Genomic DNA, 24,159 nt, shown 5'->3' with positions numbered 1-24,159 from the left:
GGATTGAAGCTATGAAGGCAAGATATGGGAATCAAATTGTTGATGTTTGGGAAATTGGTCAAGCAACTCCTAAACCAAGTTGGGTAGAGGAAGCTTTTCAAAAAAATTATATGGTTTGGTTGGATAATCATGTGCGCATTCTAATGGCAGGTCTCAACACTTCTCTCGCAACGAATATCAAGTTTGGTCTAGTTGGAACAGTTGGAGGAGGATTCGCTGGTTATGGAATGTATGTTCTTGGTTATCCAGGTGATTATATAGATATCACCAATCATAGAGTTGTTTCTGCTAAAACATTTCACAAAAGTTATCAAATTTTAGAAAATGATTAGATATCATTTAATTGTAATAGAGAAAGCAATGAAAAAAATATTTTAAAAAAAACGGACCATCTTTCTTGCGAGATTGTTCCTAGGTCAGTTGCCCTTACTTGTCTCTACTTATCTATTTCTATCTCGTCAGTTTTTAAATTTTTCCGTGGTTTTCCAATTTCTTTTAGTGGTTATTAACTTGGCTTCTATTTTGGTTACTGTTTATCTCACTAGGGAAATGAGAGTGAGAGAGTTTGAAGATGATAATTTTGTTAGCCCTAGAACTAATCAACTTATGTTCATTGGTTTGACAGATTTTATGTCTATTATTTGTTTGTATAGAGGTATCACAGTAGCAGAATTCTATCAGCAATTAATTGCCTATATTGGCGCTGTTCTCTGCTTAATCATCATGCTTCTGCTCATTTGGGGGTTGAAGTATTATAAAAAGTAGAGGTTAATGAAGTATAAAAGGGTAAGTGTTTTCGAAATACTTACCTTTTATAATAAAGTTTTTGCAATTCAAGACGTTTCGATGACAATTCAAGATTCGGGTGAAAAATTTTAAAAAACAATGATATACTAAGCTTGTCAAAGTTGCAACAAGATAAAAATTAAAAATAAAAAAGGAGTATTTGTCATGAATCTAAAAATGATGGAACAATTTGAAGTAATGGATGAAGTAATGCTATCCAATATTGAAGGTGGAGTTTCATGCTTTGAAGGTGTAGTTGGTATAGGAAGTCTTGGTGCTGCAGCAGGACCTTGGGGAGCACTTGGAGGAGTGCTAGTAGGATATGCAAGTTTTTGCATGTAATAATTTTTAGCTAAAACAAAATTTTAAGGAATTATAATTATGACATTTGATATTTTAGAAAAATTTGATACAGTTGATACGAGCGAACTAACTATCATTAATGGTGGTTTAGATGCTGCACGATGTATTATTGGTACACTTGGTTCTACTATTTTAGGTGGTGCTGGTTTTGGACCTGGTGGAGCTATTGTAGGATTTCTTGGGGGAACTGGAGCTTTTTGCTACGATACAGTTAGTTGAGGTATAAATGAAGCGTTATTTTATATTTGCAATTAGTTTTATAATGACGACTATGGTCCTAAACATTTTATTCGGATCAAATACTATTATTCATAAATTTATTGCTGTATTAGGTATTATGATGTATTACAGAGGTGTTTTTAGAGAGTATAAAAGATGTTAAAATCATTTCAAATTAGTTTAATTTCATAATCTTAATTTAACTAATTTGTACAATATAATAATCAAAGAGGCTGGGAAAAGTCTTTAAAATCAGAAAAACGCATATTATCAGGCATTGAACAACCTTGATATTATGCGTTTTATTGTAGTGAGATTCGCATTATTTTTCCTAAAAATGAGTTTTTGACTAGCCTAATTATTTGGGTACGACGAGCAGGTCAAGTATCTCATCTGAGGTGTAAGTTCTCCGTGAGCACCTGCTACTGGTGGGCTAAACAGTTACTTGTAAGCAGGATAATCATGAGGTAGTAGGAAGAGGAAGGGATAGTAGATGAGGGATTTCTGAATTCTAAAGTTCAAATAGGTCGATAGTAATGAGGAAAGAGGTACAACTTATATATTGAGGTGAGATTCTGATGATAGCTGAAAGCATAGTAACAACTAATCATGAGAAGTCAGTCAATCCTATAGTAGTCAGGATGATTCTATAATGGAAGAGGAGCGAAAGGCTACACAATTGAAAGTAGAATTGTCTGTTTTGATTATTTGTTTGATAGGATGGTAGTATGAAAATATAAATGGTGGCTATTGCTCATAAAATATAGGACACCCGAATAAAATGCTTATGTAACCTGAGAGAGGAGGTAGTTAAAGAAATCTTTGTAACAAATAAATATGATTGTGTTAATCATTATTTTGAAAGCAAATGATGTTTCTATTCTGCAGAGCGAAAAATATCATAATTGGTACTTTTACAATTAAATATATTCGCTCTGTTGTAAAATGAAGTGCAACACAAAAGACATGTTCATCTGATATACTAGAGTTGCGAAAAACAGTATAAAGGGAGAAGAACATGTCCACAAACTATTCTACCACAAATCAATCATACAAGTACTTATCTGAAGCTGAGCGAGGAGAAATTGAAGCTTATTTAAGCGTAGAACTCAAACCTGTTTAATAAATGTCATGCCGTGTTTGTTGGATTTTTAATCTTTATAATAGTTACTACAGTAGGTTACACCATCAATCAAGGAGATTTTTTTCAAAACGAGCACATATTTATTATCGCAAAGACTTTCTTGATTTCACTGAGTGTTGCCTATGCGAAATGGTTTGATATGGTTTCGCTAAGAAGATTAACGAAAAAAGAAGTTCTACTTTTTATTGGAAGCTTTCTTCTTTGCGTGCTAGTAAATATAGGTTATCATAATTTTTTTACAGTTTCTTCTGGTGCAGGATATCAACACCTTGAGGCTTCTAGTACAGGAATTTCCTTATCCTTTATTGCAAGCGCGACAGTTTTTGGGCCTATTCTGGAGGAATTTGTTTTCAGAGGAATCCTTCAAGGTGCGGTTTTTGAAAATTCTTGGTTGGGTCTTGTACTGACTGCCTCTCTCTTCTCTTTCCTGCATGCACCTTATGATTTTCCTTCGTTTATTTATTATCTATTTGGAGGTTTCATGCTGGGCTTTGCTTATAAAAAGAGTCAAAATCTATCGGTGGCTATTTTAGTTCATATCTGTTATAACTGTTTATCATTCTTGTAGTAAATGTAAGTAACCAATATGACATAATATTGGACAAAAAATCTTAAAAAATAGGGAAATGGATACTATTACTGTTTAGGTTAACAATATTAAATGATGTCACAATTTGAGATTATGGATAATGAAATGCTTGCGAAAGTTGAAGGAGGTTTCGGAGGTTGGAAAGAGGTAGCTTTTCAAAAAATTATATGGTTTGGTTGGATAATCATGTGCGCATTCTAATGGTGGCTCTTAATACTTTTCTTGCAACTAATATCAAGTTTAGTCTGATTGGAACAGTTGTAGGAGGATTCGCTGGTTATGGGAAATATGTTCTTGGTTGTACAGGTGATTATCTAGATATCACCAATCATAGAGTTGTTTCTTCCAAAACACTTCACAAAAGTTATCAAATTTTAGAAAATGATTAGATATCATTTAATTGTAATGGAGTTTAGGTATGGAAAAAATATTTGCAACAAAACGCAAAGTATTCTTAGTGAGATTGTTCCTAGGTCAGTTGCCCTTACTTGTCTCTACTTATCTATTTCTCTCTCGTCAATTTTTAAATTTTTCCTTAGTCTACCAATTTATTTTAGTGGTTATCAACTTGACTTCTATTTTGGCTGTTGTTTATCTCACTAGGTAAATGAGAGTGAAAAAATTTGAAGATGATGGTTTGATAAGTCCTAGAGCCAATCAACTAATGTTCGTAGGATTGACATGTTTTATGACTATTATCTGTTTGTATAGAGGTATCACAGCAGTAGAATCCTATCAACAACTAATCGCCTATATTGGAGCTATTCTATGCTTTATTATCACGCTTCTGCTCGTTTGGGGGTTGAAGTATTATAAAAAGTAGAGCTTAATGAAGTATAAAGGGGTCAGTTTTTTTGAAATACTTACCCTTTTATAATAAAGTTTTTGCAATTCAAGACGTTTTGATGACCATTTAAGATTTAGATGAATTTGTAATCTTAAATAAGGTAAGATAAAGATAACAAATGTAAAGGAGTATTCTTATGAAGAAACAAAATATAAAATCGCTATTACTTGTGCCACTTGTATTTGCATCTATTACTACGGGTGTTGTATATGCAGAAGAGCAGACTACTTCTTCCTCTATACAGACTAATGATAGTTCTCTTGTGGCACCAGATTTGCCATCGACTAAGGAAAAGGTGGAGAATAAACCTTCTATTGTAACCCCAGAAGAGTATGAACAGAATGTTGAGAACTTTAAAAAGATAGATATTGAAGCCGTTCGTCAATCTTTTACCGGGGACCAATTGGAACATACTATATATTTTGGTAGAAAAACATGCTCTCATTGTCGTCAATTTTCTCCTGAATTGAAAGAATTTAATAACTTGATTGAAAAAAAGTTAGAGTATTATGATTTGGATGGTAAGGATTTTGATGGGGAAGCGAGAGAGTTTCTATTTAAAAAAGTCGGTATTCCAGGAACACCAACAATTTTGTATTTAAGAAATGGACGTCCGATATCTGGATGGGTTGGTGGGGGAGCGACTGCACAACAGGTTTATGATCATATGTACTCGAGAAACTCACCTAAGCAAACGGAAACAATAGCATCGTCCGAGGAAACAGTAACTGAAAATGTACATGATGAGAAAACCAGAAATGACAGCATGAGTACTAGTGATAAAGTTGTAAGTGAAAGTAAAGGTATGAGTGATGAAAAAAGAACCGAAATGAAAATATCCAATGATAATCCCAATTCTAATAGTGAAAATAGTGGGAAAGTGGAGAGTATAAACTCAACTTCCAAAGCTAAAACTACTCAATCTGGCGATTTAGCAATGTTAGACAATAAGAATCAATTGGAAACTCTCAAACCTATTTTTGATGCTGCTCAGGAAAATAAAACTCCTTTAACCGATGTTGAGGGGCCTGATTATGTAAGCCAATCTATTACTTCGAATGAAAAATTATTACCGAAAACAGGAGAGGAAGAAAGTTACCAACTGATTCGGCTAGCTGTCGCGTTTCTTATGGCTTCTATAATGATTAAAGTGAAACAAAAAATTCATAAATAAAAATAGATGGTAAACAGGTGCAATGATATTATTTGTTTGTAATAACATATGGCTAGAATTTGCCTATAGACAAGAGTGAAAGGGCAAGCATGTTTTTAATGCTTGCTTTTTAAATTTTTTAACAATTCAAGACGTTTCGATGGCAATTCAAGATTTGGATGAAAAAAATTAATAAACGATGATATACTAAACTTGTCAAAGTTGCAACAAGACAAAAATTAAAATTAAGATTAAAATGGAGGTATTCGTTATGGATACAAAAATGATAGGACAATTTCATGAAATGGATATAACTATGTTATCCAGTATTGAAGGAGGCAAGAATAATTGGCAAACTAATGTCTTAGAAGGTGGTGGTGCAGCTTTTGGTGGCTGGGGCTTAGGAACAGCCATTTGTGCTGCGAGTGGTGTTGGAGCGCCATTTATGGGAGCATGTGGATACATAGGAGCTAAATTTGGTGTGGCTCTTTGGGCAGGAGTAACAGGTGCAACGGGTGGATTTTGATAAAAGGAGATTTGTATGAATACTTATTATAATGTAGATGAAACAATGCTAAGTGAGATTTATGGAGGTAATTCCGGAGGAGCGGCTGTAGTTGCTGCTTTAGGTTGTGCAGCGGGTGGAGTGAAATATGGGAAGTTTCTAGGACCATGGGGCGCTGCAATAGGAGGAATTGGAGGAGCATTGATTTGTGGATATTTAGCCTATAGTGCTACATCATAAAAATGGAAGATATATTTTATGAAAGCTGTATTCTATATAATTCTCTTCGCTTTCCAAACATATCTTATTTATCTATCTATAAGTACCTCTGATAAAAAACAAAAGACTATTGAATTAACATCATTGAATTGTTTTGTCATATTATTTCTAATCTATGATAAATTATTTTTTCTCTTCATTGCCTATGTTTTTTTGATAATTTTTATATTAAACTTGTTCCGTAACTGAAAAGTTATATACGATATGAATACAAAAATGATGGAACAATTTAAGATTATGGATACTGATATGCTGGCTAGCATTGAGGGAGGAACTGATTGAGGAACAGTAGGAAAAGGAACTGTCTATGGAGCAGGTATCGGAGTTGCTATGTGTACGGTAGGAGGGCTCCTTACTAGTGGTTCCGCATGGGCTATGACTGCTGGCTGTGCTTGGGCTGGAGCTAAACTTAGTGGTACTTTTACTGCAATTGCTGATAATATTTGGCCATAGAAGGGAGTAGAAATTATGTTTAATTACAAAATAGTAGATAATCAAGAATTAACTAATATTTCTGGAGGTAGATTGGGAGGAGATGTAGTTGTAGGAGCCTTGTCGGGTGCATTTCAGGCAGGACAATCTTGTATCGCTGGAGGCCCTCAAGCTTACTTGATTTGCGCAACAGGGGGCGCTATAGTAGGTGGCATTATAGCTTTTGGATTGAGACCCCCAAAATAGTTTAAAAAAGGAATGGGTATTAATATGTTAAATGAAACTATGATTCAGCTTATACTCATTGCAATTTGTTGTGTGTACATTATTTTTAACACCAAGGCTGATAAAAACCCAAAGAGAGGATATCGTACGGCTTTGTACCTTTTCGTTATGGCTGGTATTATATCCTATATTATGAATTATCTGAATTGGTTAGATTTTTTCTTACTGATAACTCCGATAATGTGTCTATTTAAATTTGAAGATAAATGGAGTTAGCAACATTTGACACTTCAATAGGTTATTAACTATCCTTTGGCTCATTGTCAACTGTAGTGAGTTGAAGAAAAGCTAAGATCGAGAAAGGACGAATTTCGTCCTTTCTTTTTTGAGTACGACGGGCATGTCGTGTATTTGATGTGTAAGTCCTCCGTGTGCACCCGCTACCGATGAATTCAATAGCGATTCTCAAGCATGACTATCGTGAGGTAGCGGGGAGAAGAAGGCATAGCGAAATCGTGGCTTAAAGAACAGGAATGTTATAGTAAGACACGTTTAGAGGATAAAGTGGCTTCACACTCTAAAGCACAAATAGGTATACTGATGGAAGAGTTAATCTATAGAGGATTACTTCAACACGCCTTTTTTAAACATTCGCGATTTGGCCTTGATTTGCTCCTTCCTTCCATTTTATTTGCACTTCCTCATTTTTCAAGCCTACCTAGTTTGTTAGATATTTCCGTCTTTGCAGCATTTGGAATCATCCTTGCCGGTTTGACCCGCTATACCAAGAGCATTTATCCATCTTATGCGGTGCATGTTATCAATAATATTGTCGCGACATCACCATTTTTGCTGACTTTTTTACACAGGATATTTAGCTAAAAATAGTGGAGTAAAAATAATTATCGATTCTAAGAAGAGACTGGGACAAAAGTCTAATCTTAAATATAAAAAGCGAACAAAATCAGTTATCTAACACTCAGAATTCTGTCTTGTTCGCTTTTTTGTCTAATCTATCGATTTTAAAAATTTATAATATAGAATTCCTAAAATCAAAATCTTTTTGTCCCAGTCTCTTCTTATTAGTTGATTGGGAAGATTGTGCTCTTTGAGTAATTCAAGATGTTTCGATGACAATTCAAGATTTGGATGAAAAAATATAATAAACAGTGATATACTAAACTTGTCAAAGTTGCAACAGGACAAAAAATTAAAAATAAAAAAAGGAGTACTTGTCACGAATACAAAAATGATGGAACAATTTGAAATTATGGATACTGAAATGCTTGCTTGTATAGAGGGTGGGGATGTATCTGGTATTTATAGAGAGTATGCTTATCAGGACAGTCCATTTGGTTCTTACCCTTCTATATTAAAAAATTCAGGTCCTTTCCCAGTAAGTGGGTACTGCCCGCGTGGTTATCGTGACCTTAGTTATATAGGAGCAGGTTTTCATTTATGTGGAATATAGGCTGAAATATAAGAAATGAGGAAGAATTTCTATGAAAAAGTATCAGCTTCTCTTCAAAATAAGTGCAGTCTTGTCTTACCTATTTTTCGTATTTGGACTTTCTCAGCTAACCCTTATCATTCAAAACTATTGGCAATTTTCTTCTCAGGTAGGAAATATCTTCTGGATTCAAAATATCTTGAGTTTGCTATTTAGTGGAGTCATGATTTGGATTCTGGTTAAGACAGGCCATGGCTGTCTCTTTCGAATTCCGAGAAAAAAATGGCTTTGGTATTCGATTTTGACAGTATTAGTGGTAGTGCTCCAGATCTCTTTTAACGTTCAGACAGCTAAACATGTTCAGTCAACTGCTGAAGGTTGGGCCGTATTGATTGGTTATAGTGGGACTAACTTTGCAGAGCTAGGTATTTATATAGCCCTGTTCTTTCTGGTTCCACTGATGGAAGAGTTAATCTATAGAGGATTACTGCAACACGCTTTCTTTAAGCATTCGCGGTTTGGTCTTGATTTGCTTCTTCCTTCTATTTTATTTGCTCTCCCTCATTTTTCAAGCCTGCCTAGTCTGTTAGATATCTTCGTCTTTGCAACAGTTGGAATCATTTTTGCCGGTTTGACCCGCTATACCAAGAGCATTTATCCATCCTATGCGGTGCATGTGATTAATAATATTGTAGCGACCTTACCATTTTTGCTCACTTTTTTACATAGGGTGTTTGGGTGAAAAACCAAAAGGCTTGCTTTTCAGTCATAGAGGAGGTCATCATGTATAAACACTTATTTTTCCTAGATTCCAAAACCTTAGACTGGTTGACACCCTATACTCTAGTCTTGGCTTCTGACACCATTGCCTTTAATGTTTTTGTGCTAACCTTTGTGTCTGCGGTGGTCTTTAATTTCCTAAATCCCATGCTAGCTTTCATAGTTATATTCTTAGGGGCTGGCTATGTTGTCGGATTTTGGTTACTAAAATGGTTTGTTTTGGAAAGACTAGAGCTCAAGGATGACTTGTAGGGAAGTTTGTTTGTTGAGAAGGATAACTTTATGGCCATTTTCAATAAGTGCCACGCCTTGTTTTTTGGATTTTTAGTATTTGCAATCCTTGGCGCAGCGGGTTATTCCATCAATCAAGGAGATTATTTTCAACACCAGTACACATTCATTGCTGTAAAGAGTCTCTTGCTTTTCCTTAGTTTTGGCTATGCGAAATGGTTTGATATGATTTCTTTTGGGATTTTAAGCAAGAAACAACTCTTGCTCTTTATTGGAATCTTTTTTCTCACTATGCTGGTAAATATAGGCTATCATGCTTTTTTCTCAGTTGCTTCTGGTGCCTCGGCTCAACACCTTGAGGAAACGAGTAAAGGACTTTCGCTTTCCTTTATTGTCAGTGCCACAGTTTTGGCACCTATCCAGGAGGAATTTATGTTTAGAGGAATTCTTCAAGGTGCGGTTTTTGAAAATTCTTGGCTAGGGCTTGTGCTGACTTCCTCTCTCTTTTCTTTTATGCATGGACTTTATGATGTGCCTTCGTTTTTCTATTATCTACTTGGGAGCTTGTTGCTGGGCTTTGCTTATAAAAAGAGCCAAAATTTATGGGTTTCTACTCTAGTCCATATGTTTTACAACAGTTTGCCACTTTTAACTTATTTCTAAAAATCATGAAAAGGTAAGCAGAAGACGGTGCTTGCCTTCTTTAAGCTATAATGATAGCTTGAGCCAATTGAGATGCTTTTCTTTGAGAATCAGGTGTGGAGCGGTTGACGAATAGACCAAAAACTAGTAGAATAGTAAGGAAACTTTATACGGAGGAAAGAAATGGACTTGGGTGATAATGAGCTAACGCTGACCCCTATCCCTGGGAAGAGCGGCAAAGCTTATATGGGAAGCTACCCTGATGGGAAGCGCGTCTTTGTAAAAATGAACACCTCTCCAATCCTACCTGGCCTAGCCAGAGAACAAATCGCTCCTCAATTACTATGGACTCGTCGTTTGCCAGATGGCAGTGATATGTGTGCTCAGGAATGGCTGACGGGCAAAATCTTGACCCCTTACGACATGAATCGCAAGCAGATTATCAATATCTTGAACCGTCTCCACCGCTCGCGTCCTTTGATGAAGCAGTTGAGCCGTTTGGGATATACCATGGAAACACCAGTTGATTTGCTACGTTCTTGGCAGCAAGGAGTTCCAGAAATCTTGAAACAGAATCACTATTTGAACAGTGTGATTGCGGAACTAGGTAAGACGGTTCCAGGTTTTAGAGAAGATCATGCTACGATTGTGCACGGGGATCTTCGCCATAGTAATTGGATTGAGACAGAGAGTGGTCTTGTTTATCTAGTGGATTGGGATTCGGTTCGTCTGACAGATCGTATGTTTGATGTGGCGCATTTGCTATGCCACTACATTCCAGATCATCAGTGGCGTCAATGGTTGAGAGACTACGGCTATAAGTACAATCAGACAGTGTTAGATAAATTGTATTGGTATGGTCAGTATTCTTACTTGAACCAGATTGCCAAATACTGTGAAAATCAAGATTTAGACAATGTAAACCGGGAGATTTATGCCTTGCGCGTCTTCCGTGATAAGTATGGAAAGAAGAGATGAGAGTTAGAAATCGTAAAGGGGCGACAGAATTACTAGAGGCTAATCCCCAGTATGTGATCCTCAATCCCTTGGAAGCTAAAGGGAAATGGCGAGACTTGTTTGGAAATGATCATCCTATTCATGTTGAGGTTGGAAGTGGGAAAGGGGCCTTCGTATCAGGAATGGCCAAACAAAACCCTGACATCAACTATATCGGGATTGATATTCAAAAGTCGGTATTAAGTTATGCCTTGGATAAGGTATTAGAAGTTGGAGTTCCTAATATCAAGTTGTTGTGGGTAGATGGTTCAGATTTGACTGACTACTTTGAAGACGGTGAGATTGATCGTCTCTACCTAAACTTTTCAGATCCCTGGCCTAAAAAACGCCATGAAAAACGTCGTTTGACTTACAAGAGTTTCTTGGATACTTTCAAGCGCATCTTGCCTGAGAATGGGGAAATCCATTTCAAGACAGACAATCGTGGCTTGTTTGAGTACAGCTTGGTGAGTTTTTCTCAGTATGGCATGAAACTGAACGGGGTTTGGCTAGACTTGCATGCCAGTGATTTTGAAGGCAATGTCATGACAGAGTATGAGCAAAAATTCTCCAGCAAAGGTCAAGTGATCTACCGAGTTGAAGCAAAATTTTAAGAAATAGCTTGAAAACCAGCTGTTTGAGTGCTAATGCTTTACATAAATTGACAAACGTGCTATACTGATAGTAAGAATATGAGAAAGAGAGGCGGGGAAATATCTTCGCCTCTTGCTTATGAGGAGGTGGACGCAATCGCAACAATCGTAGAATTAGTCAGAGAAGTTGTAGAACCTGTCATCCAAGCACCTTTCGAGCTCGTGGATATCGAGTATGGAAAGATTGGCAGTGACATGATTCTCAGTATTTTTGTAGATAAACCCGAAGGAATTACCTTGAACGACACGGCAGACTTGACAGAAATCATCAGTCCTGTTCTAGACACCATCAAGCCCGATCCCTTCCCAGAACAATATTTCCTAGAAATCACCAGTCCAGGCTTGGAACGTCCTTTGAAAACCAAGGATGCCGTTGCTGGAGCAGTTGGAAAATACATCCATGTCGGGCTCTATCAAGCTATCGATAAGCAAAAAGTCTTTGAAGGAACCTTGCTGTCCTTTGAAGAGGATGAGTTGACTGTGGAGTATATGGACAAGACGCGTAAGAAAACCGTCCAAATTCCATACAGTTTAGTATCAAAAGCACGTTTAGCAGTAAAATTATAGAAAAGAAAGGATAGCTTTTGAGGATTCAAAAGTGAAGAAAACATGAGTAAAGAAATGCTAGAGGCCTTCCGCATTTTGGAAGAAGACAAGGGAATCAAAAAAGAAGACATCATCGACGCAGTAGTAGAGTCGCTTCGTTCCGCTTATCGCAGACGTTATGGTCAATCTGATAGCGTAGCCATCGACTTTAACGAAAAAACAGGTGACTTTACAGTTTATACTGTCCGTGAAGTTGTAGACGAAGTATTTGATAGCCGTTTGGAAATCAGCTTGAAAGATGCCCTTGCCATTAATTCAGCCTATGAGCTTGGTGACAAGATTAAGTTTGAAGAAGCGCCAGATGAGTTTGGTCGTGTAGCAGCCCAATCTGCAAAACAAACCATCATGGAAAAAATGCGCAAGCAAACACGTGCCATCACTTATAATACTTACAAAGAACATGAACAAGAAATCATGTCTGGTACAGTAGAACGTTTTGACAACCGTTTCATCTATGTCAATCTTGGCAGCATCGAAGCCCAATTGTCCAAACAAGACCAAATCCCTGGAGAAGTCTTTGCTTCCCATGACCGTATCGAAGTCTATGTTTATAAGGTTGAAGACAACCCTCGTGGTGTCAACGTCTTTGTCAGTCGTAGCCATCCAGAAATGATCAAACGCTTGATGGAGCAAGAAATTCCAGAAGTTTACGATGGAACTGTCGAAATCATGAGCGTAGCCCGCGAAGCTGGTGACCGTACTAAGGTTGCTGTTCGTAGCCACAATCCAAATGTGGACGCTATCGGGACAATCGTTGGGCGTGGTGGTGCCAATATCAAGAAAATCACCAGCAAATTCCACCCAGCTCGTTACGATGCCAAGAGTGACCGCATGATTCCTGTAGAAGAGAACATTGACGTTATCGAGTGGGTAGCTGATCCAGCTGAGTTTATCTACAATGCCATCGCACCTGCAGAGGTTGACCAAGTTATCTTTGATGAAAATGATAGCAAACGTGCCTTGGTCGTTGTACCTGATAACAAGCTTTCTCTTGCCATCGGTCGTCGTGGACAAAACGTTCGCTTGGCAGCTCATTTGACAGGTTACCGTATCGATATCAAGTCTGCCAGCGAATTTGAAGCCATGGCAGAAGCAGGCCAAGTCGATTACGCAGTTGCGGATGAATTGATCGAAGAATAAAAGCTGCTAGAGGAGGGAAAGATGAAAACAAGAAAAATCCCTTTGCGCAAGTCTGTTGTATCTAACGAGGTGATTGATAAGCGTGATTTGCTCCGCATTGTCAAGAACAAAGAAGGAGAGATCTTTATCGATCCGACAGGCAAGGCCAATGGCCGTGGCGCTTATATCAAGCTAGACAATGCAGAAGCCCTAGAGGCAAAAAAGAAGAAAGTCTTTAACCGTAGCTTTAACATGGAAGTGGAAGAAAGCTTTTATGACGAGTTGATCGCCTATGTGGATCACAAAGTAAAAAGAAGAGAGTTAGGACTTGAATAAGCAAAAGATAAGCAATCTCTTGGGACTTGCTCAACGAGCAGGTCGAATCATATCAGGTGAGGAATTGGTGGTCAAGGCCATTCAAGACCAGAAAGCCAAGCTAGTCTTTCTAGCCCATGATGCTGGTCCCAATCTAACCAAGAAGATTCAAGATAAAAGTGACTATTATCAAGTAGAAGTTATAACCGTGTTTTCAACACTGGAATTAAGCATAGCAGTCGGAAAATCGAGAAAGGTTTTGGCTGTGACAGATGCTGGATTTACAAAGAAAATGAGGTCTCTTATGGAATAGAAGAGGAGGACATGATTTGTCTAAGAAAAGATTGTACGAAATCGCAAAAGAACTTGGAAAAGAAAGTAAAGAAGTTGTAGCGCGTGCAAAAGAGTTAGGTTTGGATGTGAAAAGCCACTCATCGAGCGTGGAAGCTGCTGCTGCTGAGCAAATCGCAGCGAGCTTTAAGCCTGCACCTGCTCCTAAGGCAGAAGTAAAACCTGCGACACCAAAAGCAAGTGTAGAAAAGAAGGTAGAAAAGCCTGCATCAGCTAAACCAGCTGTTGCTAAGGAAGAAAGTAAACCAGCTACACCCGCAGCTCCTAAGGAAGAAAAAGTAGTGGCAGTGAGACCACAAAGTCGAAACTTCAAGGCGGAGCGTGAGGCGCGTGCCAAAGAGCAGGCAGAGCGGCGCAAACAAAACAAGGGCAACAACCGTGACCAACAACAAAACGGCAACCGTCAGAAAAACGACGGCCGTAATGGTGGTAAACCTGGTCAAGGGAACCGCGACAACCGCCGTTTTAACGATCAAGGGAAAAAACCACAAGGTCAAGGGAATCGTGGCAATAATCGCCGTCAGCAACAAGACTTCCAGCCAAAACCAGCTGGACCACGTGTTGACTTTAAAGCCCGTGCAGCAGCTCTAAAAGCAGAGCAAAATGCAGAGTACGCACGCTCAAGCGAGGAGCGCTTCAAACAATCGCAAGCTGCCAAAGAGGCCTTGGCTCAAGCTAATAAACGCAAGGAGCCAGAGGAAATCTTTGAAGAAGCTGCTAAGCTAGCTGAACAAACGCAGCCAGCCGTAACAGTAGCTCCTGTAGCGAAGGAAGCGCCAGTGGATACACGTCGTAAAAAACAAGCTCGACCAGACAAAGAACGTGACGATTATGATCACGAAGATGATGGTCCTAGAAAACAACAAAAGAATCGAAGTAGTCAGAATCAAGTGAGAAATCAAAGAAATAGTAACTGGAATAACAATAAGAAGAACAAAAAAGGCAATAACAAGAACAATCGTAATCAGACTCCAAAACCTGTTACAGAGCGTAAGTTCCACGAATTGCCAACAGAATTCGAATATACAGATGGTATGACTGTTGCAGAAATCGCAAAACGTATCAAACGTGAACCAGCTGAAATCGTTAAGAAGCTTTTCATGATGGGAATTATGGCCACACAAAACCAATCCTTGGACGGAGAAACCATTGAACTCCTCATGGTGGATTACGGTATCGAAGCCAAACAAAAGGTTGAAGTGGATAATGCCGACATCGAACGTTTCTTTGTCGAAGATGGCTATCTTAATGAAGATGAATTAGTTGAGCGTCCACCAGTTGTAACCATCATGGGACACGTTGACCATGGTAAGACAACCCTTTTGGATACCCTTCGTAATTCTCGTGTTGCGACAGGTGAAGCAGGAGGTATCACTCAGCATATCGGTGCCTACCAAATCGTGGAAAATGGCAAGAAGATTACCTTCCTTGATACGCCAGGACACGCGGCCTTTACATCTATGCGTGCGCGTGGCGCCTCTGTTACCGATATTACCATCTTGGTTGTAGCGGCAGATGACGGGGTTATGCCTCAAACTATCGAAGCCATCAACCACTCAAAAGCAGCGAATGTTCCAATCATCGTAGCCATCAACAAGATTGATAAACCAGGTGCTAATCCAGAACGCGTTATCGGTGAATTGGCTGAACACGGTGTCATGTCAACAGCCTGGGGTGGAGATTCTGAGTTTGTCGAAATCTCAGCTAAATTCAACCAAAACATCGATGAACTCTTGGAAACGGTTCTACTTGTAGCTGAAATCCAAGAACTCAAGGCCGACCCAACAGTGCGTGCGATCGGTACAGTTATCGAGGCTCGCTTGGATAAAGGAAAAGGTGCGGTCGCAACCCTTCTTGTTCAACAAGGGACCTTGAATGTCCAAGATCCTATCGTTGTCGGAAATACCTTCGGTCGTGTCCGTGCTATGACCAATGACCTTGGTCGTCGCGTTAAGGTTGCAGGTCCATCAACACCAGTTTCTATCACAGGTCTAAACGAAGCGCCAATGGCGGGTGACCATTTTGCTGTTTACGAAGATGAAAAATCTGCGCGTGCAGCAGGTGAAGAACGTGCAAAACGTGCTCTTATGAAGCAACGTCAAGTAACCCAACGTGTCAGCCTTGAAAACCTCTTTGATACGCTTAAAGCGGGTGAGCTCAAGTCTGTTAACGTCATCATCAAGGCCGACGTACAAGGTTCGGTTGAAGCCCTTTCTGCCTCGCTTCAAAAGATCGATGTAGAAGGTGTAAAGGTGACTATCGTTCACTCAGCGGTCGGTGCCATCAATGAATCTGACGTGACCCTTGCGGAAGCTTCAAATGCCTTTATCGTTGGTTTCAACGTACGCCCTACACCACAAGCTCGTCAACAAGCAGAAGAAGATGATGTAGAAATCCGTCTCCACAGCATTATCTACAAGGTTATCGAAGAGATGGAAGAAGCCATGAAAGGAATGCTTGACCCAGAATTTGAAGAAAAAGTTATCGGTGAAGCGATTATCCGTGAAACCTTCAAAGTGTCTAAAGTGGGAACCATTGGTGGATTCATGGTTACGAGTGGTAAAGTTACCCGTGACTCTAAAGTCCGTGTTATTCGTGATGGTGTTGTTATCTATGATGGTGAACTTGCAAGCTTGAAACACTACAAAGATGACGTCAAAGAAGTTACAAACGGCCGTGAAGGTGGATTGATGATTGATGGCTACAATGATATCAAGATGGATGATGTGATTGAGGCCTATGTCATGGAAGAAATCAAGAGATAAGATTTTTTGCTCCTTTCTTAGGTGGTGAGGAACGCAAGCAAACCGATGGTTTCATTGCTTATTTTTGAGCCTAGAGTCTCAAAAATCCCCTGTGATGGGACTGATAAATCAGTTCCATCACTTTCACCACGGCGAAAGAAGCGAATGAGTTCAAATTGAACTTCGTTTCAATTTGAACTGAAAATCAATAAGTTTAAAAATAGCTAGGTCTGCTGGCCTAGCTTTTGGTTCAAAGTAGAGAAAGGAATATCATGGCAAATCATTTCCGTACGGATCGTGTGGGCATGGAAATCAAGCGTGAAGTCAATGAGATTTTGCAAAAGAAAGTCCGTGATCCGCGTGTCCAAGGTGTGACTATTACAGATGTTCAGATGCTAGGTGATTTGTCTGTTGCCAAGGTTTACTACACCATTTTGAGTAACCTTGCTTCGGATAACCAAAAAGCTCAAATCGGGCTTGAAAAAGCAACTGGTACCATCAAACGTGAACTTGGTCGCAATTTGAAATTGTACAAAATCCCAGATTTGACCTTCGTCAAAGACGAATCCATCGAATATGGAAACAAGATTGACGAGATGCTACGCAATCTGGATAAGAACTAAAGAAGAGGGGGGTGACCCCTCTTTTTTGGTGGAGAAATGGTACTAAAAAATGGGGGACTCTCTCTAGAGTTAAAAATTGTTAAAAAGCTTTATAAAACTCAGCTTGTATGATAGTATAGAAATTGGAAAGAGTGAGATGAAATGATTTCTTATCAATAACTAGCTAGTCTAGTATAGCAATCAGCTAGAAACTGCAGCTAGACGAGGGAAGGTGATATGGGATTCATTAAAATTCTAGCCAAGACATACGGGAATTACTTTTTCATTATGCAAAGCGTCAAAGTTCTGAAGAACATGAAAAAAGACGACAATGCTCTAGTAGGTTTCGGGAAAGTACTGCTTGCTGACAAGCTGATGGATGTAGCCCAGTTGCTCGCAAAACCAGAGGATAAGGAATAACTTGAAATGAAAGAAACTAGTAGGAACTTCACTACTAGTTTTTTAATCTCTTCCCATATGGTATAATATAAGCAGTAAAATCATTTTATACTCAATGAAAATCAAAGAGCAAACTAGGAAGCTAGCCGCAGGTTGCTCAAAACAGTGTTTTGAAGTTGTGGATAGAATTGACGAAGTCAGTAATCATACCTACGTTAAGGCAACGCTGATGTGGTTTGAAGAGATTTTCGAAGAGTATTAGAACATACAATGGAGGTCGTCATGGATAATATCATCGATGTGTCAATTCCCGTTGCAGAAGTGGTGGACAAGCATCCAGAAGTCTTGGGAATTCTAGTGGAGCTTGGTTTTAAACCACTTGCTAATCCCTTGATGCGCAATACGGTCGGTCGCAAGGTATCGCTCAAACAGGGTTCGAAGCTCGAAGGAACTCCTATGGACAAGATTGTCCGCACGCTAGAAGCGAACGGCTATGAAGTGATTGGATTAGACTAATGGCAGATGAACGGATTCATATCCTACGGGATATTTTGTTAGAATTGCACAATGGTGCCTCTCCTGAGTCGGTTCAGGAGCGTTTTGATGCGACCTTTACGGGTGTCTCGGCCATCGAGATTTCCCTCATGGAACATGAGCTGATGAACTCAGACTCAGGTGTCACCTTTGAAGATGTCATGGAGCTCTGTGATGTCCATGCCAATCTTTTTAAAAATGCTGTTAAGGGCGTCGAAGTGGAGGATACTGAACACCCTGGCCACCCAGTTCGCGTCTTCAAGGATGAAAATCTGGCTCTCCGTGCTGCCTTGATTCGCATTCGGAGACTGTTAGATACCTATGAGTCTATGGAAGATGAGGAAATGCTGGCAGAGATGCGCAAGGGCTTGATCCGTCAAATGGGACTTTTGGGGCAATTTGATGTTCATTACCAGCGCAAGGAAGAGCTCTTCTTTCCTATCATGGAGCGCTATGGTCACGATTCACCCCCTAAGGTCATGTGGGGAGTGGATGATCAGATTAGAGAACTCTTTCAGACAGCTCTAGCGACAGCTAAGTCACTACCAGAAGTACCGATTTCCACTGTAAAGGAAACTTTCGAAGCTTTTGCGACAGAGTTTGAAAGTATGATTTTCAAGGAAGAGTCCATCCTCCTCATGATTCTCCTCGAGTCTTTCACCCAGGATGATTGGATTCAGATTGCAGAGGAGAGCGATGCCTACGGCTATGCCATCATCCGTCCGTCTGAGAAATGGGTGCCAGAACGACAGCGTTTTGTTGAGGAAAAGAGTGCAGAGGAGCCCGTGCAGCTAGACACGGCTGAAGGTCAAGTGCAGCAAGTTATCGATACACCAGAAGGTCAGTTGACCATTACCTTTACCCCTAAGGAAAAGAAAGCGGTGCTAGACCGTCATAGTCAACAGACTTTTGGCAATGGCTATCTCTCAGTAGAGCAGGCCAACCTCATCCTCAATCACCTCCCCATGGAGATTACCTTTGTCAATAAAGACGATATTTTCCAGTATTACAATGACAATGCGCCAGCTGATGAGATGATTTTCAAACGGACGCCGTCCCAAGTCGGGCGTAATGTAGAACTCTGCCATCCGCCCAAGTACTTAGACAAGGTGAAGGCTGTTATGAAAGGTCTTCGTGAGGGTAAAAAGGACAAGTATGAAATGTGGTTCAAGTCAGAGTCGCGAGACAAGTTTGTCCACATCACCTATGCAGCAGTACACGATGAAGACGGGGAATTCCAAGGAGTGTTGGAGTATGTTCAGAATATCCAGCCCTACCGAGAGATTGATACGGACTACTTCCGTGGATTAGAATAAGGAGAATCAATGAGTTACGAACAGGAATTTATGAAGGAATTTGAAGCATGGGTCAATACCCAGATCATGATCAACGACATGGCGCACAAGGAAAGTCAGAAGGTTTACGAAGAAGACCAAGACGAGCGTGCCAAAGATGCCATGATTCGCTACGAGAGCCGCTTGGATGCTTATCAGTTCTTGCTTGGTAAGTTTGAAAATTTCAAGGCAGGTAAGGGGTTTCATGATTTGCCAGAGGGCTTGTTTGGCGAGAGAAACTATTGAAATTCAGATACTTTCTTGATTTTTTTCCAAAATCTTGATAGAATATCTTTATTAAATCCTTGTCAAAACAGGGATTTTTTATTGAAAGGATTTTATCATGTCAAAGAAACTCCAACGTAAAAAACAATTAAGAAACAGCCTTCGCCGTTCAGGTGCATTTTCAACTACAGTGACCAAGGTTGTCGAAGAAACAAAAAAGGTTGTGAAGCATGCAGAAAAATCTGCTAGTGAAGCGGGAAAAGTTGTCTCTAAAAAAGTGGAACAAGCAGTAGAAGCAACTAAAGAGCAGGCTCAAAAGGTTACAAGCTCTGTAGAAGAATTCGCAGCGAACCTAGGTGGACTTTCAGTCGACCGCGCCAAGACTTTCTATGATGAAGGCATCAAGTCAGCTTCTGATTTTAAAAACTGGACTGAAAAAGAACTTCTTGCCTTGAAAGGGATTGGCCCAGCTACCATCAAGAAATTAAAAGAAAACGGCATCAAGTTCAAGTAATTTTTCTTGCCCCTTGCATTTCCGTCAAAAACTTGTTAAAATAAAGCCATTAGAGGTGTTTTGGATCCCACATTTTACAGAAAGTGGCGGTGCTGAGAAGTCCACAAATGTGTCAAAACTGGTTGCTGATGGATAAAAAATGAAATAATTTTGTCTTTTTATTATAAAGACGAGAGTTGCGGGCTTTGCCCGAAATTGGGTGGTACCGCGGATAAACACATTCGTCCCTGTCATGTAGATGGCAGGGGCGATTTTTTATGGAAAGTGAGGGAGGAAGATGTCGAGAGCAGAGTTACCAGAACAAATCGAAACAGATCGTCTGGTCTTACGAGTACGTACCGTGGCGGATGCCGAGGATATCCATGCCTACGCTAGTCTGCCAGAGGTTGCCTATCCAGCAGGCTTTCCTCCCGTCAAGAGCTTGGAAGATGAGATTTATTATCTCGAGCATATCCTTCCTGAGCGCAATAAAAAGGAAAATCTCCCAGCTGGTTACGGGATTGTGGTCAAAGGGACGGATACCATCATCGGATCTGTTGACTTCAATCACCGCCATGAAGACGATGTGCTTGAGATTGGCTACACCTTGCACCCAGACTATTGGGGGCGAGGATATGTACCAGAAGCTACGCGTGCCTTGATTGATTTAGCTTTTAAAGAACTGGATCTTCACAAGATAGAACTGACTTGTTTTGGCTACAATGTTCAAAGTCAACGCGTCGCAGAGAAACTTGGATTTACCCTCGAAGCTCGCATAAGAGACCGCAAAGATGCCCAAGGCAACCGCTGTGATGATTTGAGGTATGGGTTGTTGAGGAGTGAGTGGGAGGTGATTTGATGCATCTTTTCATCATTGGTGCTCCAGCATCAGGGAAAATGACGATTGGTCAAGAATTATCTCGACTGACGGATGCTACCCTATTTTATAACCATCAAGCCATCGATTTTGCACTAGAAATCTATCAGGACTATACAGAGGAAATGTGGGAATTTGTTCGTGGAATTACTTTTTCATTCCTTGGAGCAAGTGCAAGAAATCAGCGATCAGTAATTTTAACTGACGTAATTGATTTTTCAAATCAGTACCAGTTGATGTATTTAAAGCAAATTCAGAATTTGTTGGATGATTATCATCAAGAGATTCTTTTTGTTGAGTTGGAAACAAGTCTTGAAGAGCGCATACGTCGAAATCGAACGGAGAATAGATTAAAGCACAAACCTTTAAAACGATATATTGAGGTATCTGAAAGAGAAATTTTAGAGACCGCTGAAACACTTCAATTAAATTCTCAACATCAACCGAATGAGTTGCACCACTACTTTAAAATAAATAATACGAATCTGTCTGCAGAAGAAGCTGCTAAGCAGATTCAAAATAAAATGAAAATAATAGAGAAAGGACAAACACATGTCTAAAGAACTTTCACCTAAATACAATCCAGCCGAGGTTGAGGCTGGTCGTTACCAAAAATGGCTTGATGCGGATGTTTTCAAGCCTTCAGGAGATCAAAAGGCTAAGCCTTATTCGATCGTAATTCCACCACCAAACGTAACTGGGAAACTTCACCTTGGTCACGCTTGGGATACAACTTTGCAAGATATCATCATCCGTCAAAAACGCATGCAAGGTTTTGATACCCTTTGGCTTCCAGGGATGGACCATGCGGGGATTGCTACTCAGGCTAAGGTTGAGGAGCGCTTGCGTGGTGAGGGCATTAGCCGTTACGACCTTGGTCGTGAGAAATTCCTTGAGAAAGTCTGGGAATGGAAAGATGAATATGCCACTACCATCAAGGAACAATGGGGCAAGATGGGTCTCTCTGTAGACTACTCTCGTGAGCGTTTCACTCTTGACGAAGGTTTGTCAAAAGCTGTTCGTAAGGTCTTTGTGGACCTTTACAAGAAAGGCTGGATCTACCGCGGTGAGTTTATCATCAACTGGGACCCAGCAGCTCGCACAGCCCTTTCTGATATTGAAGTGATCCACAAGGACGTGGAAGGTGCCTTCTACCACATGAACTACATGCTGGAAGACGGCTCACGCGCCCTTGAAGTGGCGACCACTCGTCCTGAGACCATGTTTGGAGACGTTGCCGTTGCGGTCAATCCAGAAGACCCACGCTACAAGGACTTGATCGGTCAAAACGTAGTCCTTCCAATTGCTAATAAACTCATCCCAATCGTTGGGGACGAGCACGCGGATCCTGAGTTTGGGACTGGTGTCGTGAAAATCACACCTGCCCATGATCCAAACGACTTCTTGGTTGGTCAACGCCACAACTTACCACAAGTCAACGTTATGAACGATGACGGAACTATGAATGACTTGGCCTTTGAATTTGCAGGTATGGACCGTTTTGAAGCTCGTAAGGCAGTCGTTGCTAAGTTGGAAGAAATCGGTGCTCTTGTCAAAATCGAAAAACGTGTCCATAGCGTTGGTCACTCTGAACGTACAGGTGTCGTGGTTGAACCACGCTTGTCTACGCAATGGTTTGTGAAGATGGACCAATTGGCTAAAAATGCTATTGCCAACCAAGATACAGAAGACAAGGTAGAATTCTACCCACCTCGTTTCAACGATACCTTCCTCCAATGGATGGAAAATGTCCACGACTGGGTTATCTCACGTCAGCTCTGGTGGGGTCACCAAATCCCTGCTTGGTACAATGCTGAGGGTGAAATGTATGTTGGGGAAGAAGCTCCAGAAGGCGACGGATGGACTCAGGACGAGGACGTCTTGGATACTTGGTTCAGCTCTGCCCTTTGGCCATTCTCAACCATGGGCTGGCCTGATGTCGACTCAGAAGACTTCAAACGTTACTTCCCAACTTCGACCTTGGTAACAGGTTACGACATCATCTTCTTCTGGGTGTCTCGTATGATCTTCCAATCATTAGAATTCACTGGCCGTCAGCCATTCCAAAATGTCCTTATCCACGGTCTCATTCGTGACGAGCAAGGACGTAAGATGTCTAAATCTCTCGGTAACGGGATTGATCCAATGGATGTCATCGAGAAATACGGTGCCGATGCCCTTCGTTGGTTCCTTTCAAACGGTTCTGCACCAGGTCAAGACGTGCGCTTCTCTTATGAGAAAATGGATGCTTCATGGAACTTCATTAACAAGATTTGGAACATCTCTCGCTACATCCTCATGAACAATGAAGGCTTGACCCTTGAGCAAGCAACTGCCAATGTGGAAAAAGTTGCCAACAAGGAAGCTGGAAATGTCACAGACCGCTGGATTCTTCACAATCTCAATGAAACGATCGGCAAAGTTACTGAAAACTTTGACAAGTTTGAGTTTGGTGTGGCTGGACACATCCTCTACAACTTCATCTGGGATGAGTTTGCGGACTGGTACGTTGAGTTGACCAAGGAAGTCCTTTATAGCGATAACGAAGAAGAGAAAGTCATCACACGTTCTGTTCTCCTATACACTTTGGACAAGATCCTTCGTCTCCTCCACCCAATCATGCCATTCGTGACAGAAGAAATCTTTGGACAAATCTCAGAAGGCTCTATCGTGACAGCAGAATACCCAACTGTCAACCCAGCCTTTGAAGATCTTGCTGCTCACACGGGTGTCGAAAGCCTCAAAGACTTGATTCGTGCCGTTCGTAATGCCCGTGCGGAAGTAAACGTTGCACCAAGCAAGCCTATCACCATTCTTGTTAAGACAAGTGATAGCGACCTGGAAGCCTTCTTTAACAGCAATGTCAACTACATCAAACGCTTCACAAATCCAGAACACTTGGAAATCGCATCAACCATCCCTGCACCTGAACTCGCAATGTCAAGCGTCATCACAGGAGCAGAAATCTACCTGCCACTGGCAGACCTCCTCAATGTCGAAGAAGAACTGGCTCGTCTCGACAAGGAACTGGCTAAATGGCAAAAAGAACTGGATATGGTAGGTAAGAAACTCTCTAACGAACGCTTCGTAGCCAATGCCAAACCAGAAGTCGTCCAAAAAGAACGCGACAAACAAGCCGACTACCAAGCGAAATACGACGCGACCGTCGCACGTATTGATGAGATGAAGAAGTTGGTGAAATAAGTTATAAACCTCGGCAATTTGCTGGGGTTTTTGGTATAATGAATAATAGTGTGTATTTGATG

The 24,159-nt window shown here is 40.4% G+C and carries 32 protein-coding genes and 2 pseudogenes; all 34 read left to right on the top strand.

Features of this window, described 5'->3' with window-relative positions:
• Positions 1–11 precede the first annotated feature (11 nt).
• The 34 genes and pseudogenes from FOA33_RS07330 (at position 12) to FOA33_RS07165 (ending at position 24,097) form a co-directional block, all read left to right on the top strand.
• Entirely contained in the window at positions 12–332 is a 321-nt protein-coding gene (locus FOA33_RS07330) for a role in replication (protein WP_221161134.1), read from the top strand.
• A 58-nt stretch (positions 333–390) separates the two neighbouring features.
• Entirely contained in the window at positions 391–765 is a 375-nt protein-coding gene (locus FOA33_RS07325; protein WP_221161293.1) for an immunity protein, read from the top strand.
• Between the two features lie 186 nt (positions 766–951).
• Complete coding sequence (locus FOA33_RS07320) at positions 952–1,128, top strand: Blp family class II bacteriocin (protein ID WP_221161133.1); 177 nt, start codon at positions 952–954, stop codon at positions 1,126–1,128.
• A gap of 39 nt (positions 1,129–1,167) precedes the next feature.
• Positions 1,168–1,368: a bacteriocin BlpI gene (locus tag FOA33_RS07315; RefSeq protein WP_221161132.1), complete on the top strand. Its 201-nt coding sequence runs from the start codon at positions 1,168–1,170 to the stop codon at positions 1,366–1,368.
• Positions 1,369–2,504: 1,136 nt separating this feature from the next.
• Entirely contained in the window at positions 2,505–3,080 is a 576-nt protein-coding gene (locus tag FOA33_RS07305) for a CPBP family intramembrane glutamic endopeptidase (protein WP_221161131.1), read from the top strand.
• Positions 3,081–3,173: 93 nt separating this feature from the next.
• On the top strand, positions 3,174–3,302 hold the full coding sequence (locus FOA33_RS09370; protein WP_221161130.1) for a Blp family class II bacteriocin: 129 nt from the start codon (positions 3,174–3,176) through the stop codon (positions 3,300–3,302).
• On the top strand, positions 3,269–3,490 hold the full coding sequence (locus FOA33_RS07295; RefSeq protein ID WP_311043423.1) for a role in replication: 222 nt from the start codon (positions 3,269–3,271) through the stop codon (positions 3,488–3,490). Before FOA33_RS09370 ends, FOA33_RS07295 begins: the two co-directional genes overlap by 34 nt.
• A 29-nt stretch (positions 3,491–3,519) precedes the next feature.
• Positions 3,520–3,924, top strand: a pseudogene (locus FOA33_RS09310) (immunity protein).
• 160 nt (positions 3,925–4,084) lie between these two features.
• Positions 4,085–5,122, top strand: a complete 1,038-nt coding sequence (locus FOA33_RS07285) for a thioredoxin domain-containing protein (RefSeq protein ID WP_221161129.1) — start codon at positions 4,085–4,087, stop codon at positions 5,120–5,122.
• 250 nt (positions 5,123–5,372) lie between these two features.
• A complete protein-coding gene (blpM, locus tag FOA33_RS07280; protein WP_000379951.1) occupies positions 5,373–5,627 on the top strand; it encodes a two-peptide bacteriocin subunit BlpM in 255 nt (84 codons plus the stop codon).
• A 15-nt stretch (positions 5,628–5,642) separates the two neighbouring features.
• Positions 5,643–5,846 (top strand): Blp family class II bacteriocin, encoded by a 204-nt coding sequence (locus FOA33_RS07275; RefSeq protein ID WP_001099737.1) that lies wholly within the window; start codon positions 5,643–5,645, stop codon positions 5,844–5,846.
• Positions 5,847–6,089: 243 nt separating this feature from the next.
• Positions 6,090–6,167: a bacteriocin class II family protein gene (locus tag FOA33_RS09365; RefSeq protein WP_158085807.1), complete on the top strand. Its 78-nt coding sequence runs from the start codon at positions 6,090–6,092 to the stop codon at positions 6,165–6,167.
• Positions 6,168–6,215: 48 nt separating this feature from the next.
• On the top strand, positions 6,216–6,338 hold the full coding sequence (locus FOA33_RS09360) for a hypothetical protein (protein ID WP_398576408.1): 123 nt from the start codon (positions 6,216–6,218) through the stop codon (positions 6,336–6,338).
• A gap of 801 nt (positions 6,339–7,139) precedes the next feature.
• Positions 7,140–7,424: pseudogene (locus tag FOA33_RS07265) on the top strand (lysostaphin resistance A-like protein); the annotation flags it as partial.
• 367 nt (positions 7,425–7,791) lie between these two features.
• Positions 7,792–8,013 carry a bacteriocin class II family protein gene (locus tag FOA33_RS07260; RefSeq protein WP_311043422.1) on the top strand — a complete coding sequence of 74 codons (222 nt, stop codon included), beginning with the start codon at positions 7,792–7,794 and terminating at the stop codon, positions 8,011–8,013.
• 31 nt (positions 8,014–8,044) lie between these two features.
• Positions 8,045–8,734, top strand: coding sequence for a CPBP family intramembrane glutamic endopeptidase (locus FOA33_RS07255; protein ID WP_221161128.1), 690 nt, complete (start codon positions 8,045–8,047; stop codon positions 8,732–8,734).
• 41 nt (positions 8,735–8,775) lie between these two features.
• The gene (gene blpZ, locus FOA33_RS07250) at positions 8,776–9,024 is read left to right on the top strand and encodes an immunity protein BlpZ (protein ID WP_221161127.1); all 249 of its coding nucleotides are present in this window, start codon (positions 8,776–8,778) and stop codon (positions 9,022–9,024) included.
• A gap of 30 nt (positions 9,025–9,054) precedes the next feature.
• Positions 9,055–9,666: a CPBP family intramembrane glutamic endopeptidase gene (locus tag FOA33_RS07245; protein ID WP_221161126.1), complete on the top strand. Its 612-nt coding sequence runs from the start codon at positions 9,055–9,057 to the stop codon at positions 9,664–9,666.
• A gap of 162 nt (positions 9,667–9,828) precedes the next feature.
• Positions 9,829–10,623 (top strand): cell cycle regulator CcrZ, encoded by a 795-nt coding sequence (gene ccrZ, locus FOA33_RS07240; RefSeq protein ID WP_221161125.1) that lies wholly within the window; start codon positions 9,829–9,831, stop codon positions 10,621–10,623.
• A complete protein-coding gene (gene trmB / locus FOA33_RS07235; RefSeq protein ID WP_221161124.1) occupies positions 10,620–11,255 on the top strand; it encodes a tRNA (guanosine(46)-N7)-methyltransferase TrmB in 636 nt (211 codons plus the stop codon). Before ccrZ ends, trmB begins: the two co-directional genes overlap by 4 nt.
• A gap of 126 nt (positions 11,256–11,381) precedes the next feature.
• Complete coding sequence (gene rimP / locus FOA33_RS07230; RefSeq protein ID WP_084911995.1) at positions 11,382–11,861, top strand: ribosome maturation factor RimP; 480 nt, start codon at positions 11,382–11,384, stop codon at positions 11,859–11,861.
• A 42-nt stretch (positions 11,862–11,903) separates the two neighbouring features.
• Positions 11,904–13,040: a transcription termination factor NusA gene (gene nusA / locus FOA33_RS07225; protein WP_221161123.1), complete on the top strand. Its 1,137-nt coding sequence runs from the start codon at positions 11,904–11,906 to the stop codon at positions 13,038–13,040.
• A gap of 21 nt (positions 13,041–13,061) precedes the next feature.
• On the top strand, positions 13,062–13,355 hold the full coding sequence (rnpM, locus tag FOA33_RS07220; protein WP_000857555.1) for an RNase P modulator RnpM: 294 nt from the start codon (positions 13,062–13,064) through the stop codon (positions 13,353–13,355).
• Positions 13,348–13,647, top strand: coding sequence for a YlxQ-related RNA-binding protein (locus FOA33_RS07215; RefSeq protein ID WP_001041396.1), 300 nt, complete (start codon positions 13,348–13,350; stop codon positions 13,645–13,647). Before rnpM ends, FOA33_RS07215 begins: the two co-directional genes overlap by 8 nt.
• Before the next feature lie 16 nt (positions 13,648–13,663).
• On the top strand, positions 13,664–16,450 hold the full coding sequence (gene infB / locus FOA33_RS07210; RefSeq protein ID WP_221161122.1) for a translation initiation factor IF-2: 2,787 nt from the start codon (positions 13,664–13,666) through the stop codon (positions 16,448–16,450).
• Between the two features lie 251 nt (positions 16,451–16,701).
• Positions 16,702–17,052, top strand: coding sequence for a 30S ribosome-binding factor RbfA (gene rbfA / locus FOA33_RS07205; protein WP_001273601.1), 351 nt, complete (start codon positions 16,702–16,704; stop codon positions 17,050–17,052).
• 216 nt (positions 17,053–17,268) lie between these two features.
• Positions 17,269–17,451: a hypothetical protein gene (locus FOA33_RS07200; protein WP_221161121.1), complete on the top strand. Its 183-nt coding sequence runs from the start codon at positions 17,269–17,271 to the stop codon at positions 17,449–17,451.
• Between the two features lie 261 nt (positions 17,452–17,712).
• Positions 17,713–17,946, top strand: coding sequence for a DUF1858 domain-containing protein (locus FOA33_RS07195; protein WP_000368742.1), 234 nt, complete (start codon positions 17,713–17,715; stop codon positions 17,944–17,946).
• The gene (locus FOA33_RS07190; protein WP_221161120.1) at positions 17,946–19,280 is read left to right on the top strand and encodes a DUF438 domain-containing protein; all 1,335 of its coding nucleotides are present in this window, start codon (positions 17,946–17,948) and stop codon (positions 19,278–19,280) included. Before FOA33_RS07195 ends, FOA33_RS07190 begins: the two co-directional genes overlap by 1 nt.
• 9 nt (positions 19,281–19,289) lie before the next feature.
• Positions 19,290–19,544: a DUF1912 family protein gene (locus tag FOA33_RS07185; RefSeq protein WP_000119707.1), complete on the top strand. Its 255-nt coding sequence runs from the start codon at positions 19,290–19,292 to the stop codon at positions 19,542–19,544.
• A gap of 97 nt (positions 19,545–19,641) precedes the next feature.
• Positions 19,642–20,037 (top strand): helix-hairpin-helix domain-containing protein, encoded by a 396-nt coding sequence (locus tag FOA33_RS07180; protein ID WP_061599024.1) that lies wholly within the window; start codon positions 19,642–19,644, stop codon positions 20,035–20,037.
• 277 nt (positions 20,038–20,314) lie between these two features.
• Positions 20,315–20,875 carry a GNAT family N-acetyltransferase gene (locus FOA33_RS07175; protein ID WP_221161119.1) on the top strand — a complete coding sequence of 187 codons (561 nt, stop codon included), beginning with the start codon at positions 20,315–20,317 and terminating at the stop codon, positions 20,873–20,875.
• Positions 20,875–21,453: an AAA family ATPase gene (locus FOA33_RS07170; RefSeq protein WP_221161118.1), complete on the top strand. Its 579-nt coding sequence runs from the start codon at positions 20,875–20,877 to the stop codon at positions 21,451–21,453. The genes FOA33_RS07175 and FOA33_RS07170 overlap by 1 nt, the downstream gene beginning before the upstream one ends.
• The gene (locus tag FOA33_RS07165; RefSeq protein WP_221161117.1) at positions 21,446–24,097 is read left to right on the top strand and encodes a valine--tRNA ligase; all 2,652 of its coding nucleotides are present in this window, start codon (positions 21,446–21,448) and stop codon (positions 24,095–24,097) included. The genes FOA33_RS07170 and FOA33_RS07165 overlap by 8 nt, the downstream gene beginning before the upstream one ends.
• Positions 24,098–24,159: the final 62 nt, after the last annotated feature.

The sequence above is a fragment of the Streptococcus cristatus genome (assembly GCF_019685515.1).
In the GTDB taxonomy this organism is placed as follows: Bacteria; Bacillota; Bacilli; order Lactobacillales; family Streptococcaceae; genus Streptococcus.
Note: the sequence above shows the minus strand (reverse complement) of the source record. Positions and strands in the feature narration are given on the sequence as shown.